Source organism: Sorangiineae bacterium MSr11367 (assembly GCA_037157805.1).
GTDB lineage: Bacteria > Myxococcota_A > Polyangia > Polyangiales > Polyangiaceae > Pendulispora > Pendulispora rubella.
This window is the reverse complement of sequence record CP089983.1, coordinates 8,769,431-8,788,513: the sequence shown is the minus strand read 5'-3', so window position 1 is coordinate 8,788,513 and position 19,083 is coordinate 8,769,431. Positions and strand designations below refer to the sequence as shown.

Here is a 19,083-nt window from a genome sequence, read left to right as displayed (position 1 = left end):
GGCCAAGTCGCCCAGCTGCTCGACGAGCGACGCGCGATCGCGCGCGAGCACCGTGGCCCTCCGCTCGAAGTGGCCGCGGGACGTGGCGAGCGAGTAGGCGACGTCGACGAGACCGAGGTCGGGCGCCGCCTTCAGATGGTCGCGCAGCCTCGAAGCCTGCGCCTCGAGGGCCGCTTCCGATTTGGCCGAAAGGACCACGGGCACGACGGAAAAGCTCCCCCACCCCGACCCTCCCCCGGAGGGGGAGGGAGCCCTTGCGGGCTCCCCCGGTGCGTAGGAGTCAGACGGAACGCCAGGGCTCCCTCCCCCTCGGAGGTCCGCGGCTTGCCGCGGCCGACTTTCAACGCAGAGGGAGGGTTGGGGTGGGGGGGCCTCTTCCAGGATGACGTGCGCGTTGGTGCCGCTGACGCCGAAGGACGAAACCCCCGCGCGTCGCGGCGAGCCGTTCGGCTTCCACGGTGCGGCTTCGGTGAGAAGCCGAATCGCGCCCGATGACCAATCGACGTGGGTCGAAGGTGCCTCGGCATGCAGCGTCTGCGGCAAGAGCTCGTGCCGCAAGGCGAGCACCATCTTGATCACGCCCGCGACGCCGGCGGCACCTTGGGTGTGCCCCAGGTTCGACTTGATGGTGCCGAGCCACAGCGGCTCGTCCTTCGACCGCGCCTTGCCGTAGGTGGCGAGAAGGGCCTGTGCCTCGATGGGATCGCCGAGCGTCGTGCCGGTGCCATGTGCCTCGACGGCCTGGATGTCCGCGGGCGCGAGACGGGCACTGGCGAGCGCTTGCCGGATCACACGCTGCTGCGAGGGGCCATGGGGGGCCGTGAGCCCCTGGCTCTTGCCGTCCTGATTGATCGCCGAACCGCGGATGACGGCGAGCACGGGATGGCCATGGCGCTGCGCATCGGGGAGCCGTTCGAGAAGCAGGAGGCCCACGCCTTCGGCCCAGCTCACGCCGTCGGCTCGATCGGAGAACGCTTTGCACCGGCTGTCGGCCGCGAGTCCCCGCTGGCGGCTGAACTCGACGAACGCCGCGGGCGTGGCCATGACCGTGACGCCGCCTGCGAGCGCCAAGGTGCACTCGCCCTGGCGCAGCGATTGGCAAGCGAGGTGCAGCGCCACCAGCGACGAGCTGCACGCCGTGTCGACGGTGACCGCCGGTCCTTCGAGGCCGAGCGCATACGCGATGCGCCCCGACGCGACGCTGGGGGCGCTGCCGATGCCGACGTAGCCTTCGAGGTCGGCCGGGGCGGGGGCCAAGCGCTCGGCGTAGTCGCTGTACATCACGCCCACGAAGACGCCGGTCGCACTTCCGTGGACCGAGGCCGGCGGGAGCCCCGCCCGCTCCACCGTCTCCCACGCCGTCTCGAGGAGCAGGCGATGTTGCGGATCGATGGCCAGCGCCTCGCGCGGGCTGATGCCGAAGAAGGCCGGATCGAAATGGTGCGCGTCGTAGAGAAAGCCGCCCTCGCGCACGTACGAGGTGCCGTTCTGGTCGGGGTCGGGATGGTAAAGCTCGTCGAGCTTCCAGCCCCGGTCGTCGGGGAAGGCACCGATGGCATCGCCGCCGCGAACGAGAAGCTGCCAGAGTTCGTCCGGATCGCGCACGCCGCCGGGAAAGCGGCAGCCCATCGACACGATGGCGATGGGGTCGGGCTCTTTCGATTCGATTTCCGTCAGCCGTTTACGAGTCTTGTCCAACTCGTGCATGGCTTGCTTCAAGTACTCTCGAAGCTTGTCTTCATTCGCCATTTGAGGCTGGCCCTCTGAATTCTCGATCGAACAAATCGAAAAGCTCGTTGTCCGAGGCGCCCTTGAATCGATTCCCGTTCCGGGACGCGGGCGCTCCGCCTTGCAGGCTGCTCCACTTCAAGAGCAACCGTTGCAGTCGCTCGGTGATGTCCTCGTGCATGTCCTCGCTCGGAGCCATGTCGTCGAGGATCGACTCGAGCCGATCGAGCTCCGCCAAGGCCGGCGCCGTCTCCATCGGGAGCGCCGCATCGTCGGGCACCATTTCGCTGCGCAGTCGATGCGCGAGGTCCGAGGGCGTGGGGTGATCGAAGAGCAGGGTGCTCGGCAGCCGCAAGCCGGTGACCGCGCCCAGTCGGTTGCGCAGCTCGATCATCATGAGCGAATCGAGGTGGAGCTCGCTCAGGGGGCGATCGGGGTCGATGCCTTGGCTCGACGTGAGGCCGAGCGCGGTGGCAATCTCCGCGCGAACGACGTCGAGCAGCGTGCGATTGGCATCGCGCGGCGAGAGGCCGGTGAGGCGCTCCCGGACGGGCGCGGGGCGGCCCGCTGCCGCGGGCTCCGTTGGGAGCTGGACGAGGCCTCGGAGGAGCGGAGAGATCTCCGAGCGTGCACTCAGCCCGGCGAAATCGAAGCGTGTGGCGACGACGCACGCCTCGGAGCGGCCGAGCGCCGCATCGAACAGCGCGATGCCTTCCTCGGGCGAGAGCGGCGCCACGTTTTGGCGCCGCATGCGGGTGCGGGCGGCCTCCGAAAGGGTCGAGGTCATCCCTCCCTCCGCCCACGGCCCCCAGAGCAGGGAGAGCCCGGGCCGTCCGAGCGCCCGCCGATGGCTCATCAGCGCATCGAGGTAGGCATTGGCCGCGGCGTAATTCGCTTGACCGGGATTTCCCAGGGTGCCCGCGAGGGAGGAGAACACGACGAACGCGGACAGATCCGCGTCGCGCGTGAGCTCGTGCAAATGGATGGCGGCGTCCACCTTTGGCCGCAGGACCCGCTCGATGCGCTCCGGTGTCATCGATCCGAGCACGCCATCGTCGAGCACACCGGCCGTGTGAACGATGCCTTGCAGCGGATGCATGGGCGGGATCTCCGCGAGGAGCTGCTGGAGCACTTCGCGGTCAGACACGTCCCCGGCGCGGAGAACGACACGGGCTCCCGCTGTTTCCAAATCGCGCACCAGGTCCTGGGCGCCCGGAGCCGATGCCCCACGGCGCGACACGAGCAGCAGATGCCGGACTCCGTGGTGCGCGACGAGATGGCGGGCCACGAGTGCCCCCAGCGCGCCCGTGGCCCCGGTGATCAGTACCGTGCGCTCCGCATCGAGTCGGGGCGGCATGGTCAGCACGATCTTGCCGACGTGGCGCGCGTGCGCGAGGAAGCGGAATGCTTCGGGGGCGCGGCGAACGTCCCACGTCGTGACGGGCAAGGGCCGAAGGATGCTGCGCTCGAACAAGCCGGCAATCCGCTCGAGGCTTCGGCGAACGTGGTCCGCGTTCACCTGCGCGAGGTCGAAGACCTGGTAGCGAACCCCCGCGTGGCGAGCGGCCACGGCTTCGGGCTCGCGCATGTCGGTCTTGCCCAACTCGACGAAGCGCCCGCCGCGCGGCAGAAGGCGCAGCGAGGCGTCCACGAAGTCACCGGCGAGGCAGTCGAGAACGAGGTCCATGCCGCGCCCGTCCGTGGCCCGCAGGAACTCGCCTTCGAAGTCGAGCGTGCGCGACGACGCGATGTGGGCATCGTCCAGGCCCGAAGAGCGCAAGGTGCTCCACTTGCCCGGGCTGGCGGTGCCGAACACCTCGGCGCCGAAGTGTTGCGCGAGCTGGACGGCCGCCATGCCCACGCCGCCCGCGGCCGCGTGCACGAGCACCCGCTCCCCGGCCTGGAGGCCGCCGGCGACGGCGAGTCCGTAATAGGCGGTGAGGAACACCACGGGCACGCCCGCGGCTTCGGCGAAGGACCAACCCTCGGGCACCCGCAGGAGCGTCCGGTGGTCGGCGATGGCGATGGGGCCGAAGGCTGCGGGAAAGATGCCCATCACGCGGTCGCCGGGGGCGAAGCGCGTCACGCCGGGGCCGACGTCGAGCACCACGCCGGCGCCTTCGCCGCCCAAGGGCCCTGCGTCGCCGGGGTACATGCCGAGGGAGTCGATGACGTCGCGGAAGTTCAGGCCCGCGGCCCGCACCGAAATGCGCACGTCGCCCGGACCGAGCGGCGAGGCCGCGGCCGGGTGCTCGACCAGCGCCAGGTTTTCGAAGCTCCCCTTGGTCGGGATGTGGAGTCGCCACGTGGGCGCTTCGGGCGGCTCGAGGGCCTCCACCGCGGGAAGCGCAGCAATCCGCGGAACGCGAGGAACGCCTTCGCGCAAGGCGAGCAGGGGCTCTCCGGAGGCGACCGCGGCGGGCAGCGCGCGCGTCGACTCCGTGCTGCCGTCGGTATCGACGAGGACGATGCGCCGATCCGGCGCCTCCAATCGCGCCGCGCGAACCAGCCCCCCGAGGGACGCCTGCGCGATGTCCATCACGGGTTCGCCCGAGCGCGTGGTCACCGCACCCTGGGTCAGCACCACCAGGGGCGTTGCGGCGAACCTTTCGTCGGCCAGCCAGGCTTGGATCACGCGCGTGGCGTGCTGCGTTGCCTCGTGGGCATCGAGGACGGCCTGGCCGGCGTTCCTGTCGACGTGGGCCGTCGCCCGTGCGGGCGGTGCGAAAACGAGCACCTCGGGCGCGGCGTGGAGCGCTTCCAGATCGGCGAGCGCGTCCTCACCCAGCCAAACCCAGGCGCCGGCGGCGTTTGGCTCGGGAAGGGGATCCCGATCGACCCATCCGACGACGTGAAGGTCCTGCTTCTTCCGATTCGGAAGAAAGATCTCCTTGGGGGCGCGGCGATTGGTGAACCCCTCGATGCGCGCGACGGGCGTTCCCGTTCCGTCCCAGAACGTGACGTCGGAAATGCGCGAATCGTCGTCCGAACGATCCCGCAGCACGCCCTCGGCCCACGCCGGTGTGGAGCCGTGCGCGTACCACACCAGGCGCTCCACCAGGAACGGCAGCCGGGGAACGTCCTCCACGGCATCGTACGAGCCCGAGCTCCACAGCTCGAGGCTCATGGCGCTGTCGAGCGCACCGCCGGGCAGCGGCGCATCGTCGGTGGGCACGCCCTCCGGTGCTTCGAGGCGGCCGAATCCGGTGCGTTCGCGCAGACCGTTCGCCTGCCGCAGCCAGCACCACCGCGGCCCCCACTCGGCGTTGGCGGAGCGGAAGGTGCCGCCCTCGAACTGCGACGGCATCCCCGTTCCTTGGCGTTTGGGCAAAGGCGGAAGCGGGACGTGCAGCGTCGGTTCGTCCGCCGCAGGTCCGAGCATGCCGGTTGCGTGCGTGTTCGAGCCGGTTTCGCTGCGCGTGAACAAGGTCGCCGAGAATCCCGGTCCGTCGTGGCGTGTGAGCTGGATGTGCAACGTCACCGCGCTGGAGGGATGCTGGAAGGTCAGCGCACGAAGGAACTGAACGTCCCGTAGCTCGATGGTTTGGCCCGGCCAGTGCGACTCCGCCACCGCGAGCAAGACGGCGAGGTAGAACGCACCCGGGACCACGATCCGTCCGTAGATCCGGTGGTCCTGCAGGTAGGTTTGAACGCCCGGCCCCACCTCCAGGGTGTGGAGAACGGAGCCATCGGGAAGATCGAGCCGCTGCCCCGCCAACGCGTAGCGCCCCGCCGACGGGAGGGACGACATCGCGCCTCGATGCGGCACGTCCAGCCAATGGCGCTCACGCTGGAACGCGTACGCGGGGAGAGGAACCCGCTTCGGCGCCAACGGCGCGAAGAACGCCGCCCAATCGAGCTCGTGCCCTTCGGCGTGCAAGGTGCCCAGCGCCGTGGTCAACGTCTCGAGCTCCGGCCTGTCCTTGCGCAGGGCGGACGCGAACACGGTCCGCCGGGCCCCGGAGCAAGCATCCTGGGCCATGGCCGAAAGGATGCCCTGCGGTCCCAATTCGAGGAAGGTCGTGACCCCTTCGGCCTCCAGCTGCCGCACGCCATCGACGAAGCGCACGGCCTCGCGCGCGTGGCGCGCCCAGTAGCCCGGGGTGCTCATCTCCGCCCCCGCACGCTGGCCGGTGACGTTCGACACGATCGGAATGCGCGCCTCGTGAAAGGTGAGTCCGCGCGCAACGTCCTCGAGCTCTTGGAGCATGCCGTCCATGTGCGGCGAGTGGAAGGCGTGGCTTACCTCGAGCCGTGTGGCCTTCGCGAAGTGCGTCGCCACCTCGAGGACGGCGGTCCGGTCGCCGGAGATGACGGTCGAGCGCGGACCGTTGAGCGCCGCCACGGCGATCTCGCGTTCTCGGCCCGCGATGCGTGCCCGAACCTCGTCTTCCGAGGCTTGGAGCGACACCATGGCGCCGTCGCGTGCGATCGCCTGCATCAGGCGCGCGCGCGCCGCGACCAACGTGCACGCGTCGTCGAGCGACAGCACGCCGGCCACGTGGGCGGCCACGAGCTCGCCGATCGAGTGCCCGAGGAGCCAATCCGGCTCGAGGCCCCAGCCCTGCATCGTGCGGAAGAGCGCCGTCTCCAGTGCGAACAGCGCGGGCTGCGCGTACGCGGTGTGGTTCAAGAGCGCCGCCGCTTCGGAGCCCGCGGGCGCCAGCAGAACGTCGCGAAGCGGTCGTGCGAGCCGGCCGTCGAAGTGCGCACACACCTCGTCGAGCGCCCCGCGGAACGAAGGGATCGCCTCGTAGAGCGCACGGCCCATCCCCGCGCGCTGGCTTCCCTGACCCGTGAAAAGGATGGCGAGCTTGCGCCCTTTGGCCGATCCGCTTACCACGCCGGACGGAGACGCGCCGCGCGAGAGGCCCTCGAGCACCTCGAGCGCGCGCGCGCGATCCTCGACGATGGCGACGGCCCGCGTCTCGAAATGCGTGCGCGCCACGGCCAACGAATGGGCGATGTCGAGAAGCGGCAGCTCCGGCCGGGCGAGAAGGTGTGCGCGCAGCGCGCCCGCCTGCGCCTGCTGGGCCGCCTGCGTCTTTCCCGAGATGGCGATGGGAAGCCACGGCGGCGACGTCGGCGCCTCGACGCCCGCGCGCGCGGGCGCTTCCTCGATCAGCACGTGGGCGTTGGTGCCGGAGAGGCCGAACGCCGACACCCCGGCACGGCGAGGCCGATCGAGCCGCGGCCACAGGCGCGCTGCGTCCACGACGCGAACCGGCAGATCGTCCCACTCGATGTGCGGGTTGCGGGGCGTGGTGTGCAGCGTGGCCGGCAAGGCATCGTGGCGGAGCGACGCCACGATCTTGGCCACGCCCGCGAGCCCTGCGGCTGCCTCGAGGTGTCCGATGTTCGTCTTGATCGCGCCGAGCAGCAGCGGGCGCTCCGCGTCGCGTCCGGTGCCGTACACGGCGCCCAAGGCTTGCACCTCGATGGGATCGCCCAGGGACGTGCCCGTACCATGGCACTCCACCACGTCCACGTCCGCGGCGGCGAGCCGTGCATCCTCCAGCGCGGCACGAAGCACCTTCTGCTGCGACGTACCGTTGGGCGCGGTGATGCCGCTCGTCCGCCCGTCGTGGTTGATGGCGCTTCCGCGCACGACGGCGAGGATGTCGCGCCCGCGAGCCCGTGCATCGCGCAGGCGCTCGAGCGCCACCACGACCACGCCCTCGCCGCGGCCGTATCCGTCGGCCTGCGCGGAGAAGGTCTTCGAGTGCCCGTCGGCGGCAAGAGCCCGTGTCCGCGACATCAGGACGAACAAATCGGGCGTGGCCATCACGTTTACGCCCGCCGCGAGGGCCACGTCGCACTCGCCGTGCCGCAAGGCCTGGCACGCGAGGTGAAGCGCCACGAGCGACGAGGAGCATGCAGTGTCCACCGACAGCGCCGGACCTTGCAGCCCCAACGTGAACGCGAGACGGCCCGCCGCGAACGACGAAGGAGTCCCCATGACCGCGTACGCGTCGGCGTCGCGAACCGGACCCTCGAGCTGCTCGTAGTCGCTCGGCCCGATGCCCACGAAGACGCCCGTCTTCGAGTCCCCCAGCGATGCGGGGACGATGCCCGCATCCTCCAGCGCATGCCACGCCGCCTCGAGCAGGAGCCGGTGTTGCGGATCCACGTGGCTGGCCTCGCGCGGGCTGATTCCGAAGAAGTCCGCATCGAAGAGATCGACGCGGTCGAGAAAGGCGGCGTCCCGGACGTAGCTCTTGCCCTTCACGTCGGGGTTCGCATCGTAGAAGGCGTCGGCGTCCCAGCGGTCCGAGGGAACGCGGGTGACCGCATCGGCCCCGCGCGCGAGGAGCCCCCAAAGTTCGTCCAAGCTGGTCACGCCCCCCGGCAAGCGGAGGCCGATGCCGACGATGGCCAGCGACGCCTCGGCGCGTGCGGACGCTTCCGGCGTGGCGTCGTGTCGCTCGACGTCGGCCGAGAGCCGGTCGAACAGCCAATTCGCGACGTGGCGCGGTGAGGGATGGTCGAACGCGAGCGTCGCCGGCAGCTTGACCCCCGTGCGCTTCTGGAGCCGGCGGCGGAGCTCGACGGCCATGAGCGAGTCGAGACCGAGATCGAGGAACCCCGCGCGCGGGGAAAACTCGATGCCTTCGGGTGCCTTCAGAACGGCGCCCGTCTCGGCCAGCACGAGTTCGAGCAAATGGTCGCGTCGCTCACGTTCCCCGAGCCCCTGGAGGTGTTCGGCCAGGGAGGGCTCCTTTTCCGTGGAGGTCCCTTCCGCCGAGACTACGCGCTCCGATCGCGCGCTCTCCGAAGGCTCGAGCCAATAGCGCTCGCGTTGAAAGGCGTACGTGGGGAGTGCAGCCTCCCCGAGTGCAAAGGGGGCGAAGAACCCGTTCCAATCGACATGGTGGCCGCGCGCATGCAGTCCACCGATGGCGGCAACCAATGCCGCGAGGTCGGGCCGGCCGCCGCGAAGCGCCGGAACGAACAGGGCATCCCTGTCGTCGGACGCGCAGTCTTGGGCCATGGCCGAGAGGGTGCCGCTCGGACCGAGCTCCAAGAACGACGAGACGCCTTCGGCCTCGAGGACACGGACCGCATCGGCGAAGCGAACGCCTTCGCGCGCGTGGCGTGCCCAATAATCCGGAGATGAAAGCTCCTCGAAGGTGAGAAGCCGGCCGGTGACGTTCGACACGATGGGCATGCGCGGCGAATGAAACGTGAGCCCCGCGGCGACGTCCCGGAAGGCGTCGAGCATGCCCTCCATGCGGGGCGAATGGAACGCGTGGCTCACCTGCAGGCGCTTGGATTTGCGCCCGAGGCCCTCGAAATGCGCGGCCACGTCGAGGGCCGCGTCGAGCTCCCCCGAGACGACCGTCGAGAGAGGACCATTGAGGGCGGCGATTCCGAGTCGTTCTTCGCAGCCGGCGAGGAGCGGGCGAACCTCCTCCTCGGAAGCCTGAAGGGCGAGCATGGCGCCGCCGCTCGGCAAAGCCTGCATGAGTCGCGCGCGCGACGTGACGAGGGTGCAGGCATCTCGAAGAGACAGAACGCCCGCTGCGTGGATGGCCGAGAGCTCTCCGATGGAGTGGCCGAGCAGCCAATCCGGCGTGATGCCCCAACCCTCGACGAGCCGGAAGAGCGCGACTTCGAGCGCAAAGAGCGCCGGCTGCGTGAACGCGGTCTGCTCGAGGCGCGCGGCGTCGTCGGAGCCGGGGGCCGCAAAAAGCACCTCGCGCAGCGGCCGCTCGAGGTGAGCATCGAGCTCGGCGCAGACGGCGTCGAGCGCCTGGCGGAACGGCGGCAGCGCCTCGTAGAGCGCGCGACCCATGCCCGCGTATTGACTTCCCTGTCCGCTGAACAGAAACGCGACCTTGCCCGAAGCCTCGGTGTTGCCGAGCACCGTGTCCGCATCGGGTTTGCCTCGGGCCATCGCCTCGAGCGACGCAAGGAGGGCCGTACGGTCACGGGCGACGAACACCGCCCGCCGCTCGAAGTGCGTGCGCCGCGTGGCCAGCGCCTGGGCCGCGCCGGCGATTCCATCGTCGGGCAAGGCGGCCAGGTGCTCGCGCAGCCGTGTGGCCTGCGCGGAGAGGGCGGCCTGGGACTTGGCCGAGAGGAGAACCGGCCACGCGGCAAGCAACGGCGCCGTCGCCGTGCGCGCATCCGCCGACGCGGGCGGAGCTTCTTCGAGGATCACGTGGGCGTTGGTGCCGCTGATCCCGAACGACGAAACGCCCGCACGGCGCGGCGAGCCTCCCGCGTTCCACGGGACGGGCTCGGTCAGGAGACGGACCGTACCCGGCGACCAATCGACATGGGACGAAGGCGTCTCCGCATGCAACGTCTTGGGCAAGAGCCCGTGTTGCATGGCCAGCACCATTTTGATGACACCGGCGACGCCGGCGGCGGCCTGTGTATGACCGAGGTTGGACTTGAGGGTGCCCAGCCAGAGAGGTCGCTCGGGGGAATGGGCATGCCCATAGGTGGCGAGAAGGGCTTGTGCCTCGATGGGATCGCCCAGCGCGGTGCCGGTGCCATGGGCTTCGACGGCATCGATGTCGGCTGCGTCGATGCCCGCATGGGCGAGCGCTCGCTGGATGACCCGCTGCTGCGCCGGTCCATTGGGGGCCGTGAGCCCTTGGCTTCGGCCGTCCTGGTTGATCGCCGAGCCCCGGATGACGGCGAGGACCGGATGCCCATGCCGCCGCGCATCGGACAGGCGCTCGAGCAGGAGCATGCCGGCGCCTTCGGCCCACCCCGCACCGTCGGCTCCCTCCGAAAATGCTTTGCAGCGGCCATCGGCTGCAAGCCCGCGCTGGCGGCTGAACTCGACGAAGACGCCCGGCGTCGCCATGACCGTGACCCCGCCGACGAGCGCCAGGGAGCACTCACCTTGCCGGATGGACTGGCAGGCAAGGTGCACGGCCACGAGCGACGAACTGCACGCCGTATCCACCGTGAGCGCCGGCCCCTCGAAGCCGAACGTGTACGCGATGCGGCCGGAGGCGACGCTCGGTGCGCTGCCAATGCCGATCCACGCTTCGAGATCGTGGGGTGCCCGGGACAGGCGCGCGGCGTAGTCGCTGTAAATGACACCGACGAAGACGCCCGTGGGGCTGCCTTGAAGGGCCGCGGGCGCGATGCCCGCGCGCTCGAGCGCTTCCCACGACGTCTCGAGCAGCAGCCGCTGCTGGGGATCGATGGCCAGGGCCTCGCGCGGGCTGATGCCGAAAAAGAACGGATCGAACCAGGCGGCGTCGTAGAGGAAACCGCCTTCGCGCGCGTAGCAGGTGCCGGGCTGCTCGGGATCGGGCGAGTACAGCGCGTCGAGGTCCCATCCGCGGTCGTCGGGGAAGGACGAGACCACGTCGGCGCCGTCGGCGAGGAGCTGCCAGAGGGCCTCGGGCGTGTGCACCCCGCCGGGGAAGCGGCAGCTCATGGAGACGATGGCGATGGGCTCCTCCGACGCGGTCGCGGGAGGGGGCGGGACCGCGGCCTCAGGGCCAACGAGATCGGCGCGCAGCCGTGCGACGAGGCCTGCGGGCGTCGGATGGTCGAAGAGCAACGTGGACGGAAGACGGAGTCCCGTCGCGGCCCCGAGGCGATTGCGCAGCTCGACGGCCATGAGCGAGTCGAGGCCGAGCTCCCGCAACGGCCTTGCCGCGTCGATGCCCGCGGGCGACGCAAGGCCGAGGACCGTGGCAATCTCCCTGCGCACGAGCGCGTCGAGCGACTCGACGCGCGGTTTGGGGGCCGACGCACGGCGGGCGGTCGCACGACGGAGCGTAACCCTCGCGCGATCGTCGAAGCGCGCTGGGACGACGAAGGCTTCGGGGTGTGCGAGGGCACGGTCGAAAAGGGCCAGCCCGTCGTCCGTCGAGAGCGCACGCACACCGAGGCGGCCCATGCGCTGGAGATCGGTGTCTCCGAGGTGGGCGGTCATGCCGGTGCGCTCGGCCCAGTAGCCCCATGCCAGCGAATGCGCGGGAAGGCCCGACGCCCTTCGATGCAGCGCCAGTGCATCGAGGAACGCATTGGCGGCCGCGTAGCCGCCCTGCCCCAAGGTGCCCACGACGCCCGCAATCGACGAGAAGAGGACGAAGAACGAGAGATCCTTCCCGTGCGTGAGGTCGTGCAGGTGCAAGGCCGCGTCGACCTTGGGGCGAAACACCAGCGGCAACCGGTCGGGGTCGAGTGAAAGAAGGACGCCGTCGTCGAGCGCACCGGCGGCATGGACGACACCCGTCAACGGATGCTCGGGCGGAATCTCGGCGAGGAGTCGGCGGAGGCTCTCCTTGTCGGAGGCATCGCATGCGGGGAGGGTGACGCGGGCACCCGCCGCCTCGAGCTCGTCGCGCAGAGCCTGCGCCCCGGGGGCCTCGATGCCCTGGCGCGAGACGAGCAGCAGATGGCGGACGCCGTGCTTGGCCACGAGGTGCCGTGCGAAAAGACGACCCAGCGTTCCGGTGCCGCCGGTGATGAGCACCGTGCCTTCGGGCGAAGGCGCGTGGGGCAGGGAGAAGACCAGCTTGCCGACGTGCCGCGCCTGGCCGAGAAAGCGGAAGGCATCCTGGGCATGGCGGATGTCCCAACCCATGACGGGCGGCGTATGGAGCGCGCCCTGCTCGAAGAGAGCCACCAGCGCGGTGAGCATCTGCTGGATGCGGTCGGGCCCCGCATCGAAAAGATCGAACGCCTGGTACGTCACACCCGGGTGCTCGGCCGCGACCGCGGCGGGATCCCGAACGTCGTTCTTGCCCATTTCGACGAAGCGCCCGCCGCGGGGCAGAAGCCGCAGCGACGCATCGACGAACTCGCCCGCGAGCGCGTCGAGCACGACGTCGACGCCGTGGCCTTCGGTCGCGCGAAGAAACCGCGGTTCGAACTCGAGGGTGCGCGAGGAGGCGATGCGGGCATCGTCGATGCCGAGGTCGCGCAGCGCGCCCCACTTGCCCTGGCTGGCCGTCGCGAACACCTCGGCGCCGAGGTGGCGGGCCATCTGCACGGCGGCCATGCCGACGCCACCGGCGGCCGCGTGGACGAGCACCTTTTCGCCCGGCCGCAGGCGCGCGAGATCGACCAGCGCGTGGTACGCGGTCAGAAAAACGGCGGGAACCGCGGCGGCCTCGGCGAAGGACCACCCGCACGGGATGCGCGTGACCATGCGATGGTCGGCCACGGCGATCGGACCGAAGGCGCAAGGCAGCAGCCCCATGACGCGATCGCCGGGCGCGAGACCCGTGACGTCCGAGCCAACGGCGAGCACGATGCCCGCGCCTTCGACGCCGAGGTCGACGCCCTGGCCGGGGTACATGCCGAGGGCCTGGAGCACGTCGCGAAAATTGAGGCCGGCCGCCCGGACCGAAATGCGCACCTGCCCCGGGCCCAAGGGCTCGAGCGCGGCCGGGTAGGGAACCAGGGCAAGGTTCTCGAACGTTCCCGTGGCCGAGACGTCGAGGCGCCACGCCGATGCGTCCACGGGAATCGAGAGCGCGGCACGCGCTCGCGCGAGCCGGGGCGCGTACAGGACGCCCTTGCGCCACGCGGCCTGCGGCTCCCCCGAGGCGACGGCGGCCGCGAGCGCGCGCTCGAGGTCCGCGTCGTCGTCGAGATCGAGAAGAAGCAGGGCCCTGTCGGGGTGCTCGGATTGGGCCGTGCGCACGAGCCCCCAAAGCGGGGCCTGCGAGACATGGTGAATGCGATCTTCGGCCTGCGCCGCGATCGCATTCCGCGTGACGAGAACGAGGCGACCTTCGGCCGAGTGCTCGTCGCCGAGCCAGCTGCGAAGTAGCGCGAGCGCCTGGCGCGTGGCCTCGAGCGGTGCCGCGTCGCCCGTGTCCTGCGGCCAAAGGCAGACCGCGAGCTCGGGCAGCTTCCCGCCTCGCGCGAGATCGATCCGAATCGTCTCGGGATCCTCGTAGCGTGCGAAGTCGAGCTTCGCCGGTGCCGCGCCCGCGGGCTGCGGCACCCAGTGCAAACCATGGAGCGCTCCCTGATGCACGCCGCCCCGAAGCTGCTCGCGCGAGGCGGATCGCATGTGAAGGGCGGCGATGGAGGCGACCGGCTCCCCGGTGGCGTCGGCGATGTCCAGCTCCGCGGCGCCCTCACGATCGTGGCGAAGATGCACGCGCAGGGTCGACGCTCCCGCGGCGTGCAGGGCGATCCCCCGCCACGCAAACGGGAGGACCACGTCTCGCGCCGCGAGGAGCAGCGGGTGAAGGGCGGCATCGAGCAAGGCCGGGTGAAGGCCGAACGCTCCGGCGCCGTGCGCCGTGCCCTCGGGCAGGTGGACCTCGGCGAACCAATCGTCGCCGTTCCTCCACACCGCCGAAAGACCTCGGAAATCTTGCCCATACGCGAGACCCGTCGCGGCGAGGCGCTCGTAGAGGCCGTCGATCGGTACAACGGCGCCGGCCGGAGGCCACGCGCGGAGCTCGAACGCGGGCTCCTCCGCATGGGGGGCCAGCATCCCGGTGGCATGGCGGACCCACGGAGCGTCGGCCGGCGCATCGTCGGAGCGAACGTGAAGGGTGAGTCCCCGTCGCTTTCCCTCGTCCGGCGGGCCCAACGCGAGCTGCACCCGAACACCGCCCTTCGGCGGAAGGGCGAGCGGTGTCTCCAAGGTGAGCTCTTCGACCTGCTGCAACCCCACGCGGTGTGCGGCGGCGAGTGCGAGTTCGACCATCGCCGTGCCGGGCACGACGACCGCATCGAAGACGCGATGGCCCGCGAGCCACGGATGGCGCTCGAGCGACAGAAGCCCGGTCAACACGACGCCGTCGCTGTCGGCGAGTGAAAGCGATGCGCCGAGCAGCGGATGCTCGGCGGAGACCAACCCCGCGGAGCGCACATCGGTATCGCGACGTCGCGAAGCCTCCAGCCAATGCCTCTCCCGCTGGAACGCGTACGTCGGCAGCGGCACCCGCCCTCCGCGGGGTAGGATTCGCGTCCAATCGACGGGCAGCCCTTTGGCAAAAAGCTCTCCGGCCGAAAGGAGCACGCGCCGGAGATCGCCCTCGTCGCGTCGCAGCGAGCCGGTCACGCAGGCCGAGACCCCGGCAGCCTCGAGCGCCTTCTCGATGGCCAACGTGAGCACCGGATGCGGGCTCACTTCGACGAAGAAGCGATACCCTTCGGCGACGAGCGTCTCCACCGCCTCGCCGAAACGAACCGTTTGCCGCAGGTTGCGGAACCAATACGCGGCATCGAGATCGGCGCCATCGATTCGGGTCCCGGTGACCGTGGAAAGGATCGGCACCTTCGAGGGGCGGGCCTGGATGCCGTCGAGGGCCGTTCGGAGCTCGTCGCGCAGAACCTCGACCTGGGCGCTGTGCGAGGCATAGTCGACCCGCACCTTGCGGGCGAAAATGCCCGCGGCATCGAGCTCGCGCAGCAGCGCCTCGATGGCCTCGGGCTCGCCCGAGACCACGGTGGAGCCCAGGCCGTTGACGGCGGCGACCGAAAGCCGATCGCCCCAGTGCGCGAGGCGATCGCGCAGCCGCTCGATGGAGAGCTCCACGGCGGCCATGGCTCCCTTGCCCGCGAGTTTGGCGAGGAGCCGGCTGCGCAGTGCGACCACTTTGGCCGCATCGTCGAGCGAGAGCGCTCCGGCCACGTAGGCCGCGGCGATCTCCCCCTGGCTATGCCCCATCACCGCGTCGGGTTCGATCCCCATCGAACGCCACACGGCGGCGAGCGAAACCATGACGGCGAAGAGCACCGGCTGCACCACGTGGACGGGATCGAGCGACGGAGCACCTTCGTCGCCGCGGACCACGGCAAGCAGCGACCAATCGACGTGGGCCTCGAGGGCACGCCCGCACGCTTCGAGCTCCTCGCGAAAGACCGGCGAGCTTTCGAGCAGCGCGCGGGCCATCGCCGGCCACTGCGAACCTTGTCCCGGAAAGACGAAGACGCGCCCACCCCGCAGCTTGCCCTCACCGAGCACCGTGTCGCCGCCGTGGGCCAGCGTATCGAGTGCGTCCAGAAGGGCGTCCCGATGGCGCGCCACCACCACCGCGCGCCGCTCGAAGTGCGTGCGCGCGAGCGCCAAGGTGCGGGCCACATCGCCCAGGCCGAGCTCGGGCCGGCGGTCGAGATGGGCGCGCAAATGCCGGACCTGCGCCTGCAAGGCCTCCTCCGTCCTGCCCGACACGAGGAACGGCAACGGATCGCCCATCGCCATTGATGTCGTTGTGACGTCGATGTCTTCGAGCGCCTCCCAGCGCACACTCGAGGCGTAGAGCGTGTGGATAGCGCCGAGCGTGTCGAACACCACGTCGAACTCGTCCTCTTCGCGCCGGAGCGACGGCAGCGCGATGCCCCGGCGTCCCGAGCGGCGGATGTTCGACTCGATGGCGTCGATGGTCAGCGGGTGCGGACTCACTTCGAGAAAGACGCCGAAGCCGTCCGCGAGCAAGCGATCGACGGCGGTGGAAAACAGTGCGGGATCGCAGAGGTTCGTCGCCCAGTGGCGGGTGTCGAACGCCTCGTCCGGAAGCACGCCGCCGGTCACCTCGGAATAGATGGGGATGGTCCCTTGGCGCGGCTGCACGCCCTGCAGCGACTCGAACACGTCCTCGCGGATGCCATCGGCCATCGGCGAATGCGGGGTCACGTCGATGGCGACCTGACGATAGAAGACCCCGCGGGCCTCGAGTGCGCTCCGCACCTCGGCGAGTGCCGTGCGTTCACCGACGAGCACCGTCGAATCGACGCTGTACTGAATGGCCCGAAAGACTCGGCCCGCGAAGCCTTCGAGTTCTGCCCCCGCCTCCTCCCACGACAGGCCGACGACGGCCATGAGACCGGTCCCGCGGATGCGCGCGAGCGCACGCCCGTAGACGCACGTGATCCGCATCGTATCCTCGAGGCTCAGAACGCCGGCGACGTGCGCCGCCGTGATCTCGCCGAGGCTGTAGCCCACCACCGCGGCCGGCCGGACGCCCCAGGCTTGCCATTGGGCGGCCATGGCCAGTTCGATGGCCGCGATGGCGGGCAGTCCAACGTCGATGCGATCGAGCCGGCCGTGCTCGTTGGACAGCTCGTCCAGCAACGACCATCCCATGATCCGCTGGATGAAACCGTTGCACGCCTCGAGGGTCTCGCGAAAGACGCGTTCGCGCGCCCAAAGTCGCAGGCCCATCTTCGGCCACTGCGCCCCCTGGCCTGCGAAAACGAAGACGGGCCCCCGCACCTCGCCCTCGAGGACCCCGCGCGCCCGCTGCGCCAGCGGGCCTTGGCCTTCGAGGGCGCGGACGCGGCGTGAGGGCGGCTCGGAGACGACGACATGGCAGTTCGTTCCGCCCATGCCGAAGGAACTCACGCCCGCCGAACGCGGCCGGCCCTCACTGGGCCAAGGCTCCAGCGCCGTGGTCACGCGAAGATTCAGCTCCTCGAGTGCGATGTGGGGATTCGGCTTCTCGAAGTGGAGGCTCGGAGCAAGCTGCCGATGCTGCATGCAGAGCACGACCTTCAGCAGTCCCGCGATACCGGCAGCGCCCTCCAAGTGGCCAATGTTGGTCTTGGCCGAGCCCACGAGCAGCGGGCGCTCCGGCGCTCGCGCCGTTCCGAGCACTGCGCCGAGCGCGGCGGCCTCGATGGGATCCCCGAGCTGGGTGCCCGTGCCATGCAGCTCGACGTAGTGAACGTCGGCAGGATCGATGCCTGCTTGCCGGTACGCTCGCCGCAGCGCCGCTTCCTGGGCCACGGGATTGGGCGCCGTGAGGCCATTGCTCGCGCCGTCGTTGTTCACCGCGCTGCCTCGAACGACGGCGCGGATGGAATCACCGTCCGCGAGGGCGCGTGAGAGCGGCTTCAGCACCACCACCGCGCCGCCTTCTCCCCGCACGTAGCCATTGGCCCGCGCATCGAAGGTGAAGCAGCGGCCGTCGGGCGACATGCCTCCGAACTTGGACATTCCGATGGTGGTCTCGGGAATGACGTTCAAGCTCACGCCGCCGGCGAGCGCCAAAGAGCATTCTCCCCGTCGCAAGCTCTCGCACGCGACGTGGACGGCGACCAGCGATGCCGAGCACGCCGAATCGATGGTCATGCTCGGGCCATGCAGCCCCAGAAAATACGAGACCCGGTTTGCGATGATGCTCCGGTGCTGGCCGGTCACGGTGTGTTGCGTGATGGCCTCGCGGTCATGCTGATGGACGAGCGTCGCGTAATCGTCCCAGATGGCGCCGAAGAAGACGCTGGTGTCGCTCCCCTTCAAGCTCGCGGGGAGCGTGCCCGCATCCTCCAACGCCTCCCAACTGAGCTCCAACATGAGCCGCTGTTGCGGATCCATACCCGCCGCTTCACGCGGCGAAATGCCGAAGAACGCGGCATCGAACCCATCGATCCGTTCGAGAAAGCCCCCCCATCGGGTGCTCATCTTGCCTGGCGCGTTCGGGTCCACATCGAACAGCGTTTCGGTGGACCATCGCTCGTTGGGCGCCTCCGTAATCGCATTGACGCCATTACTCAATAAACGCCAAAAGGCTTCTGGGTTCGGCGCCCCTGGAAAGCGGCACGCCATGCCGACGATGGCGACCGGCTCGTCGTGCGCCCGTGCCACCTCGCGCGATGTTGTTTTGACTTCAATATCCACATTGGCCAGGTGGCGGGCGAGCGACGCGGGCGTTGGATAGCGCCACGCGAGGATCGCCGAAAGCGGCCGCCCGAGCAGCTTTGCCAAAGAGGCGAGCAGGCCGGTGGCTCCGCGGGAGTCCAGGCCATAGCGAACGAACCGCTCCTCCGGATCGATGGATCCCACATCGATATTCAGTCGTTCGGCGAGGTGAGAGGCGATGAATGCGCGAAGATCGCTCTCGGACGGGGCGGCTGCTCGCGGATGGGCGGGCGAAGTCGTCATATTCGTGTGGGCCATTCCAAATGAGCAAACCCGTTAATCGGGAGAAGATGGCCCGCGTTAGGTACTAGGATCGAGACACGTCACCTGCAAGCCAAGTCACGCGGAAGGGGCTACTTTTCTCGTGGCGCAGAAAGCTCGACGTGCGCGGAACGGCAGATATCGACAGGTGCGTGGCGCAGGAAGCCGGGCCAAGCGCGCCAGGCTAATTCGTAAATTCGAATCAAGTAATCGCAAATGGTTTTGCGAATGAGGCTGTTGGTCGTGGGGGGCCGAACACTGGACGGCCGGAACGTATCCTTCCGCGTGAGGAAGCACGGGTTCCTCGACCTCGTCGCAAACTTACCGCGGTACTGCCGCTGCCTGTGGGGGTGGAAGACGATGCATCAACACGCTATGGTATACATCGTATGTACCACGCGGCCACGGGAAATATCCTTCGAGTGCGAGGGCCAGCACGGCGGCCCGCCTCGTTCGTGCACGTGATGGTCACGTCGGGACGATCCCGCGGCGCGCATGGAACCGGG

1 protein-coding gene and 1 pseudogene are annotated in these 19,083 nt (G+C 69.6%); both read right to left on the bottom strand.

Annotated features, from left to right (window positions below; genetic code table 11):
- Window positions 1-114 precede the first annotated feature (114 nt).
- Window positions 115-1,749: pseudogene (locus LVJ94_33845) on the bottom strand (polyketide synthase docking domain-containing protein).
- Window positions 1,739-18,559 (bottom strand): SDR family NAD(P)-dependent oxidoreductase, encoded by a 16,821-nt coding sequence (locus LVJ94_33840; protein WXB01888.1) that lies wholly within the window; start codon window positions 18,557-18,559, stop codon window positions 1,739-1,741. The pseudogene LVJ94_33845 and the gene LVJ94_33840 overlap by 11 nt, the downstream one beginning before the upstream one ends.
- Window positions 18,560-19,083: the final 524 nt, after the last annotated feature.

Excerpts from the sequence above, each read along its gene's own strand:
- LVJ94_33840 (WXB01888.1), bottom strand. The coding sequence starts at position 18,559 with ATGACGACTTCGCCCGCCCATCCGCGAGCAGCCGCCCCGTCCGAGAGC.